Below are 8,661 nucleotides of genomic sequence, written 5' to 3'. Positions count from 1 at the left end.
GGTCCAGACCGGGTGGGTGGGAACGCGGTTGGCGAGTTCGGAGAACTCCGCGAGTACCGCCGCCCGCCGGGCGTCCAGACCGCCTTCGAGGCGGAACTCGGCGTCCTTGTAGACGAGCGGGGTCACCGGGAGGGAGACCAGGTGGTCGGCGTCGGTCAACTGGCGCCAGAAATGGGCGCCGAGGCCGAAGAGGGACGCCGCGTCCACGGGGGACGCGGCCCACACGCCCAACTCGTCCATCAGACCAGCGAGTTCGGGTCGATGCCGTCGAGCAGGTTAGGCGTCTTGCCCAGCAGATGGTTGACGAAGCCGATGATCTGCATGCCGGGGATCGTGATCGTGGAGCCGTCGCTCTCGAAGTGGTAGCGCCGGTCGGACTCCTGGTGGCTGTAGCTGCCCCGCGCGCGGAACGGCCCGAAGCCGACGCTGGCGCTCGCCGAGAACGAACTGCTGTACGTGTGCAGGGCGGAGGCGAACGAGGCCGAGCGGATCGCGACATCCTTCACGAAGACCGCCTGGAGGGGGTAGCCGATGAACCGGCCCTGCGGCGGGGCACCCCCGTCGGACGGCATCTGGTCGTAGTTCCAGCCGTGCCCCTTGCGCAGATCCCACCCCCGGTTCTCCAGGAACTCCGGGTAGAACCAGGGCCGTACGATCTGGACCTGGGCGAGCTTGAACGTCATCGCGAAGTCGTCCACCGCGTAATTCGAGTCGTACTGCGTCGAGTTGGACTGCACCCCGGCGTTCGCGCTCCAGAACCCGAACCCGAAGCCGCCGCCCGCCGACCAGGACGTGTTCTCGGTGTGCTGATGCGAGTCGACCTGGCTGTGGTAGACGTTGTACTCGGTCCAGCCGCTCGCCGTCGCGAAGTCACCGGGGACGACGGTCGTGTAGTAGAACCGCTGGCCCGGACCGGACGCGCCGGTGAGCGTGCCCAGGTCGTAGAAGTTCTCCAGGTTCCGCTTCCACAGCAGCATCGACTTCTCGGTCGTCTGGTCGACGTACGCGTGGATCTGCTCGACCTCGTTCTTGTAGCCGCTCGTCGTCCAGTCGTCCATCGCGGCGGCGACCTGCATCCGGTACAGCTCCGCGTTGTTGGACCAGTCGGCGACCGCCTGCATGCCCGCCTCGCCGGTCGCGGTCTGCGCGGCCGTCCGCTTCGCGTTGTACACCGTCGCGGCCTGCGCGTACGCCTGCATGCCGGCCTTGTACGCCTTCTGCATCGGACTGTCCTCGGTGACCTGCTTCTCCTCCTCGGTGATGATGTCCTTCACCGTCTTGGTCACCCGCAGCAGCCCGCGCATCCGCTCCAGCCGCTTCTGCTGTTCCGGCGTGAGCTGATCGTCGATCACCAGCGAGAACTTGAGGATCTGTCCGTAGATCTCGCTCAGCCGCGCCCCACTCGCGTTGCGCCACACCCCCTCCTGCCGGTCGGTCGAGTACGCGGACGTCACATCCGGGATGTAGTCGATCAACGAGGCGAAGTTGTACGCCTGTTGGAGCAGCAGCCGCTGCTCCGCCACGGTGCTCCCCGCCGCGATGCCCTCCGCCGCGAACCTGAAGTCGGCGGGCTCGTACGGCAGTCCGGGCATGCACCAGGTGATGAACGAGTCCTTCGCGGGCGGCACGGTCCCGTCGCCGCCGGTCAGGATCGCGAAGAGCTGGTTGCGGAAGAGATTGCCGAGGTCTGCCAGTTTGTACGCCATGGCGGATCCGCCTTTCCGGTTACCGGTGCGCCGCGATCGAGCGCATCGTGCTCGCCAGCACGTCGTAGTAGGTGGGGGCCGACGCGTACCCCGCCGAGGCGACCGCCCGCGCGAACGCGTACGGATCGTCCGTGTGGTCGAAGGCGGGCGCGTAACGCCCGTTGTCCCTCAGGAAGTTGCCGTGCGCCGAGAACGACTCCTCGGGGCTCGCGTACACCCGGAACCAGTCGCGCACGTCGTAGTCGTACTTTCCGTCGGCCCGGGGCGCCACCGAGATGACCTCCGGGAACGGCACGTCCGGACGGCTCAACACCTCATGTGTACGGACAAGTTGACGCGTCTCCGGCGGATCGGACGCCTTCGCCTTCACGCCGAAGAAGTTGTTGCCCGGCGCCTTCTCGCCCCACCCGGACTCCAGCGCCGCCTGCCCCAGCGTCACCAGCGCGGGAACGCCGGTCGCCGTCTCGCTCGCGTCCGCGTAACTCCCGTACCGGGCAACGAAGTCGCCCACCTTCGAGGGCGCGGACGCCGCCGCCGACCAGACCGCGTCGTACGGCCCGACCAGGCCCGCCCACTGCTCCGACACGGCCTGCGGGACGCCGTCCTGCCGTTTGGTCCCCCAGTCGACGCTCACGTACTGCGTGCCCTTGAAGAAGTAGGCATGCCCGTTGCCGGGGTTGAGCGCGCCGTCGAGACCGGTGCCGACCCAGGAAGGGTCGACGCCGGACCAGCCGGCGGCGATCGCCTTGGGGTAGCCGGGGTCCTGCCGGTCGCCCGGCAGGTCGTAACGGGCGTACTGCGCACCGTAGAAGAAGTAGAGCTTGCCGTCGCCCCAGTTCATGACGGCGTCGATCGTCTCGAACGCGAGCCCCGCCCAGTTCCCGCTGATCGGCAGCGGGTAGCCGGCCTCGACCTCGCGCGTCTCGTACGGGACACGGACGTACTCGGTGCCCCGGAACACGTACAGATACCCCTGCCCGAGGTCCACGGCCCCGTCGATCCCCTCCTCCCAGCCGGGCGGCAACCCCGCCCAGGTGTCCGAGAGTTGCTGGTCGAAGTCGGGGTCGGCGGAGTCCGTCTCGATGTTGAAGGTCCGCACCGTCGAGCCGGTGAGGAAGTACGCCTCGGGTACGCCGCCCATGGCACGGCCTTTCGTCGGTGGGTTATGTACTCATTTCTAACGGGATCGGTGTGATGAGCGCTTGGGGTGCTTGTCCCGTCCTTCTGGGGCCTCGGTCTGGGGTCTAGGTCTGGGGCATCGGTCCCTGGATGTCTGTCCCGCCGACCGTCACCTTCTGTCCCCGCAGGCGTCCTCGTTCGGGTGAATACGCGAGGAAGGCCGGCACCCCCGAGAGGGCACCGGCCGTTCCGCGAGCGCGAGCGATCAGGCCGCCAACTCCGCCTCCTCCACCGCCCTTTCGGCCACCTCGGGCTTCCCGTCCCGCATCACCAGCACCGCCACCACAGCCGCTACCAGCACCCCCACCGCACTCACGGTGAACGTCGTCCCCATCGACTCGGTGAACGCCGACCGCGCGGCGCCCAGCACCCCCGGCTCCGTGGCCCCGGCGATCGACTGCCGGGCCGCCTCGGGCGCGTCCTCGGGCATCCGCGCCGTGTACCCGCTGGTCAGCAGCGAGCCCAGGATCGCGATGCCCAGCGCCGTACCCGCCTGCTGGATCGTGTCGTTGAGGGCGGAGCCGACGCCGGCCTTGTCGGCCGGGATGGTGCCCATCAGCGCGGCGACGGCGGCCGGCATCGCGAGCCCGGCGCCGAGGCCGAGAAGTCCGAGGGCCACGGCGGGAGTCGTGAAGCCGCTGTCCGCGCCGACCGTGGTCATCAGGGCGAAGCACGCCACCATGACCAGCATCCCGGCGAAGATCACGCCCCGGTTCCCGAACCGCGCCGACAGCTTCACGCCGCCCCCGTTGCCGGCCAGCGCGGCGACCGCGAGCGGCAGGAACGCGAGCCCCGCCTCGACCGGCGAGTAGCCGAGCACGAACTGGAGGTACTGGGTGAGCACCAGCAGCAGACCGCCGTTGCCGATCTGGACGAGCGCCAGCGAGAGCGAACCCCCGCTGAAATTACGGTGCTTGAAGAGGACCAGCGGGACCATCGGCGACGCGGTGACGTTCTCCCACCCGACGAACCCGGCGAGCGCCAGCACCGCGACCACCAGGGTGAGCGCCGAACGGCCCTCGAACGCACCGTGCTGGGGGATCTCGATGATCCACCACACCAGCGCGGTCATCCCAACGGCGGACAGTACGGCGCCGATCGGGTCCGCCTTCTGCCAAGGCGCCCTGGACTCCGGCATCAAGGTCACCCCGGCGACCAACGCCAGTGCCACGACAGGGACGTTGAGGAAGAAGATCGAGTGCCAGGAGAAGTGGTCGATGAGGACGCCGCCGAGCACCGGGCTGCCGACCAGCCCCAGCATCGACACCGAACCCCACGCGGCCATCGCCTTCGGCCGCTCCTCCTCGTCGAAGACGGTGATCAGGATCGACAGCGTCGACGGCATGATCAGCGCCCCGCCGACGCCCATCGCGATCCGAACGGCGATGACCTCGGCGGGAGTTGTGCAGAACGCCGCCGCGAGCGAGGCCGCTCCGAAGAGGACCAGGCCGATCAGCATCACCCGGCGCCGCCCGAACCGGTCGCCGAGGCTGCCGGAGGTCAGGAGCAGGCCCGCGAAGACGAGGATGTAGGAGTCGAGGATCCACTGCGTGTCCTGCGCGCTCGCGCCGATGTCCGAGGTCATCGACGGGACCGCCACGGTGAGCGCCATGCTGTCGATCGTCAGCACGACCGTGCTCAGACAGAGCACGACCAGAATCCACCAGCGCCGCCCGCTCCTGCCGTGTCCGTCCATCGGATTCCCTCCCTTGCGAACATCGTGCGCCTGATGCGTACGGTGTTCTCGCTGCCGTTGCGCACACCGTACGCCACGCGGAACAGTGTGCGCAAGAAGGGGTGAGCGCACCTCGGCGACCCTTCCAGCCCGCCCCCCGAGCCCGGCGCGCAATCCCCCACTCCAGTCGCCGCCACCCCCCGCCCGAGTTGCTGAAGCGACGGCATCGGCCACAAGTGACTCATTCCTCACCGCTACTTGGCCGGTCCCAGACGCTTGAGCGTTGAAGAACCACCGCTACAGTCGACCGACACGGGTGTCCCCGCACGGTCCCGCCGACGGGCGCCCGCCCCGCGCGGCCACGCCCGATCGCCGCGCAGCGCATCCGCACCATCCCGCACGGCCTCCGCACCAACACCCGCACGGCGTTCGAACTCCCGGGCAGGCCGCAGCACTTGGCGGCCATGTCACCGACACTCGAAGCAGCCAGGAGGTCCCCCGACCATGCCTCTGCGCCATCTCACCCCACATGACCAGCGGCTCTTCCTGCTCCACGGCACCGGCCCCGCCGCCTTCGTGCCGGACCCGCTGATCCACCGGGCCGTGGCCCGGCACGCGGCCACCACCCCGCACGCGATCGCCGCCGAACACCGCGACCGGACCCTCACCTACGCCCAACTCGACGCGTACGCCGAGGCGTTGGCGGCACGCCTGTACGCGGAGGGCGTCCGCCCCGGCGACCACGTCGGCCTCTTCGTACGCCGCTCCCTGCCGATGCTCGTCGGCCTGCTGGGCATCCTCAAGGCGGGCGCCGCCTACGTCCCCCAGGACATCGGCCTCGCGCCGCCCGCCCAACTAGCCCACGTCATCGGCACCGCACGCACCCGCGTGATCCTCACCCTCGCCGAACACGCGCACCGCGTCCCGGTTCCGCCGGACCAGGGCCACCGACTCATCGACCTGGACGAGCCGTTGCCCCCGGCGCGGCGCCAACTCCCCGTCCCCCGGCCGGACGACGGCTGCTACGTCCTGTTCACCTCAGGCACCACCGGCCGCCCGAACGGTGTGAAGGTCACCCACCGCAACGTCGCCAACCTCCTGCTCACCGAACCGGGTTCGCTCGGCATCGGCCCCGGCGACCGCGTCGCCCAACTCCTCAACATCGCCTTCGACATGGCGGCCTGGGAGATCCTCGGCTGCCTCGCGCACGGCGCCACCCTCGTCATCCGCGACCGCGACATCGCGGCCACCGCCCGCACGGCGACCGTCCTGATCGCCACCCCGACGGTCCTGTCCGGCATCGACCCGGCCGCCTGCCCCCGGGTGCGCGCGGTCGCGGTCGCCGGAGAACCCTGCCCGCGTCCCCTCGCCGACGCGTGGGCGCGCCGGGCCGCGTTCTTCAACTGCTGCGGCCCGACCGAGACGACGATCGTCAACACCATGTCCCGGCACGACCCGAGGAACCCCCTCCTCACGATCGGCCGCCCCACCCCCAACAACACGGTGTACGTCCTGGACGCCGACCGCCGCGCCCTGCCGATCGGTGAGGTCGGCGAGATGTGGGCCGGCGGCGACTGCGTGTCGGCGGGCTACCTCACCGACGATCCCAACGACCGTCTGAACAAGGAGCGTTACGCCCCGGACCCGTTCCTCGGCGGCGGCCGGCGCATGTTCCGCACCCGCGACCTCGGCCGCTGGACCCCGGACGGCCGCCTCGAACACCTCGGCCGCACCGACGACCAGGTGAAGGTACGCGGCTTCCGCGTCGAACTCGACTCCGTCTCCTCGGTGTTGGAGCAGGTGCCGGGTGTCGTGCGCGCGGTCACCCTGAAGCGCGACGACCGCACGCTCGTCTCCTTCGTCTGCCCGGCGGACGTCGACCCCGACACGGCCCGCCGCGCGGTCGCCGACGCGCTGCCGTACTACTGCGTACCCGATAGTGTCATGCCCCTGACAGCGTTACCGGAGACCGACCGGGGCAAGATCGACAAACCGGCGCTCCTCCAACTCGCCCCGGACCGCCCGGCGGTGGCCCGATGACGACGGAGCTGAGCCGCACCGGCACCCCGCTCCCCGCCCTGACCTCTCTGCCGCGCCGCCTCCTCAAGCACCCCCGGCTGATGCACTACAACCGGCTCGCGGCAACGGTGTTCCTGGTCAACGGGGCGTGCCTGTACGCGAGTTGGCCGGTCACCGAACAGGGCATGGCCCACGCGGTCCTCGCGAACCTCGCGCTGGCGATCCTCATCCGCCAGCAGTACGTCATCAACTTCCTCTTCCGGGTGGCGACTTCAGCCCCGGTCAGTTGGCCGCTGCGGGTCCGCTGGACGCTGGGCAAGGTCTACCACTTCGGCGGACTGCACGTCGGAGGCGCGCTCGCGGGGACGGCGTGGTTCGCCGCGCTCACCCTCACGACCACCGACAGGGCCGTCATGGCCGTGAGTTGGGCGCTGCTCGTGCTGCTGCTGGGCATCGTCGCGACCGCGCTGCCGCCCTTCCGGTCCCGGCACCACGACCACTTCGAGAAGATCCACCGCTTCGGCGGCTGGAGCGCCCTCGCCCTCTTCTGGGCGCACACCGTCCTGACGGCGACCGGGCCCCTCGAACCGGCGGTGCTCGCGGCCGTCACGTTCAGCGTCGCGCTGCCCTGGCTGCGGCTGCGCAAGGTCGACGTACGGGTCGAACGGCCGTCCCCGCACGTGGTGTTGGCCCGCTTCGACTACGGCGAGACCCCCTTCGCCGGGTCCTCCACGGCCGTCAGCCGCAGCCCGCTCACGGAGTGGCACTCCTTCGCGAACGTCCCCTCACCGGGCAGTCCGGGCTTCCGGCTGACCATCTCGCGGGCGGGGGACTGGACGGGGAAGTTCATCGACGACCTCCCAACAAAGGTGTGGGTCAAGGGAATCACCACCGCCGGGGTCGCCAACATCGAAGTCCTCTTCAGCAAGGTGGTGTACGTCGCCACCGGCAGCGGCATCGGCCCCTGCCTGCCCCACCTCCTCGCCGCCGAGGTCCCCTCCCGCCTCGTCTGGGCCACCCGCGACCCCCGCGTCACCTACGGCGACGCCCTCGTCGACGAGATCCTCGCCGTCCAGCCCGACGCGGTCGTCTGGGACACCTCCCGCCACGGCAAACCCGACATGGTCGGCCTCGCGTACGCCGCCTACCGCGACTTCGGCGCCGAGGCGGTCATCTGCATCTCCAACAAGAAGCTCACCTGGCAGGTCGTCCACGGCCTCGAACAGCGCGGAATACCCGCCTACGGCGCGATCTGGGACTCGTAGAAAGGATGGTGACGATGCGTCATCTCAAGACCGAGCGGTACGAGGGTGTCGTGCTCGTCCGCCTGCACCGGCCGCAGGTCCTCAACGCGCTCAGCTCCGAACTGCTCGCCGAACTCCTCGACGCCGTACGGCCGTTGGAGTCCGACGACACGGTCGGCTGCGTCGTCCTCACCGGCTCCGAGCGGGCGTTCGCGGCCGGCGCCGACATCAGGGAGATGGCCGGGAAGAGCGCCGCCGACATGGTGGCCGAGGACTACTTCGGGGCGTGGGAGGAGTTCGCCGACCTGAGCGTCCCGAAGATCGCCGCCGTCAACGGCGTCGCCTACGGCGGGGGGTGCGAACTCGCGATGATGTGCGACCTCGTGATCGCGGGGGAGTCCGCGCGGTTCGGGCAGCCCGAGGTCAAGCTCGGCGTGATCCCCGGCATCGGCGGCACCCAGCGCCTCACCCGCCTCGTCGGCCGCGCCAAGGCCATGGACCTGGTCCTCACCGGCCGCACGATGGACGCCCGCGAGGCGGAGAGCGCCGGGCTCGTGTCCCGGGTGGTCCCCGACGACCGGGCGGTTCCGGAGGCGCTGGAGGCGGCGGCGACGATCGCCTCGTACGGCCGTCTCGCCGTCCGGGCGGCCCGCGACTGCGTCGACCGGGCGCTGGAGACCGGCCTCAGGGACGGCATCCGCTACGAACGCCGCGCGTTCCACGGCCTGTTCGCGACCGGCGACCAGCGGGAGGGCATGACGGCGTTCCTGGAGAAACGCCCGCCACGGTTCAGCGGGCGCTAGCGAGCGCCTGCCCCACCCCCGGTTCCCTCGGCCCC

The 8,661-nt window shown here is 70.2% G+C and carries 7 protein-coding genes; 3 read left to right on the top strand and 4 right to left on the bottom strand.

The genetic code is table 11. From position 1 onward, the window contains the following. From AOK24_RS18045 to AOK24_RS18030, 4 genes are all read right to left on the bottom strand, one after another. On the bottom strand, positions 1 to 240 hold a 240-nt coding region (locus AOK24_RS18045; protein ID WP_159051910.1), incomplete at its 3' end, for a hypothetical protein. After that, on the bottom strand, positions 240 to 1,706 hold the full coding sequence (locus tag AOK24_RS18040) for a hypothetical protein (RefSeq protein WP_055721105.1): 1,467 nt from the start codon (positions 1,704 to 1,706) through the stop codon (positions 240 to 242). The genes AOK24_RS18045 and AOK24_RS18040, both read right to left, overlap by 1 nt. A gap of 19 nt (positions 1,707 to 1,725) precedes the next feature. Next, positions 1,726 to 2,847: a hemopexin repeat-containing protein gene (locus tag AOK24_RS45980; RefSeq protein WP_079056864.1), complete on the bottom strand. Its 1,122-nt coding sequence runs from the start codon at positions 2,845 to 2,847 to the stop codon at positions 1,726 to 1,728. A 243-nt stretch (positions 2,848 to 3,090) separates the two neighbouring features. Further along, positions 3,091 to 4,581, bottom strand: coding sequence for an MFS transporter (locus tag AOK24_RS18030; RefSeq protein WP_055721104.1), 1,491 nt, complete (start codon positions 4,579 to 4,581; stop codon positions 3,091 to 3,093). Positions 4,582 to 5,064: 483 nt separating this feature from the next. On the opposite strand from AOK24_RS18030, the gene AOK24_RS18025 reads away from it, so the two are divergent. From AOK24_RS18025 to AOK24_RS18015, 3 genes are read left to right on the top strand one after another with little or no spacing between them, the layout of a single operon-like run. Next, entirely contained in the window at positions 5,065 to 6,600 is a 1,536-nt protein-coding gene (locus AOK24_RS18025) for an amino acid adenylation domain-containing protein (RefSeq protein WP_055721103.1), read from the top strand. Further along, positions 6,597 to 7,844 (top strand): ferredoxin reductase domain-containing protein, encoded by a 1,248-nt coding sequence (locus AOK24_RS18020; protein WP_055721102.1) that lies wholly within the window; start codon positions 6,597 to 6,599, stop codon positions 7,842 to 7,844. The genes AOK24_RS18025 and AOK24_RS18020 overlap by 4 nt, the downstream gene beginning before the upstream one ends. A 14-nt stretch (positions 7,845 to 7,858) precedes the next feature. Further along, positions 7,859 to 8,626, top strand: coding sequence for an enoyl-CoA hydratase-related protein (locus AOK24_RS18015; protein WP_055721101.1), 768 nt, complete (start codon positions 7,859 to 7,861; stop codon positions 8,624 to 8,626). The last annotated feature ends 35 nt before the right edge of the window (positions 8,627 to 8,661 follow it).

This window comes from Streptomyces niveiscabiei, assembly GCF_001419795.1.
Classification (GTDB): domain Bacteria; phylum Actinomycetota; class Actinomycetes; order Streptomycetales; family Streptomycetaceae; genus Streptomyces; species Streptomyces niveiscabiei.
Note: the sequence above shows the minus strand (reverse complement) of the source record. Positions and strands in the feature narration are given on the sequence as shown.

What these genes read in the sequence shown, in the direction of transcription:
- AOK24_RS18040 (WP_055721105.1), bottom strand. Translation starts at nt 1,706, where the DNA reads ATGGCGTACAAACTGGCAGACCTCGGCAATCTCTTCCGCAACCAGCTC.
- AOK24_RS45980 (WP_079056864.1), bottom strand. Translation starts at nt 2,847, where the DNA reads ATGGGCGGCGTACCCGAGGCGTACTTCCTCACCGGCTCGACGGTGCGG.
- AOK24_RS18030 (WP_055721104.1), bottom strand. Translation starts at nt 4,581, where the DNA reads ATGGACGGACACGGCAGGAGCGGGCGGCGCTGGTGGATTCTGGTCGTG.
- AOK24_RS18025 (WP_055721103.1), top strand. Translation starts at nt 5,065, where the DNA reads ATGCCTCTGCGCCATCTCACCCCACATGACCAGCGGCTCTTCCTGCTC.
- AOK24_RS18020 (WP_055721102.1), top strand. Translation starts at nt 6,597, where the DNA reads ATGACGACGGAGCTGAGCCGCACCGGCACCCCGCTCCCCGCCCTGACC.
- AOK24_RS18015 (WP_055721101.1), top strand. Translation starts at nt 7,859, where the DNA reads ATGCGTCATCTCAAGACCGAGCGGTACGAGGGTGTCGTGCTCGTCCGC.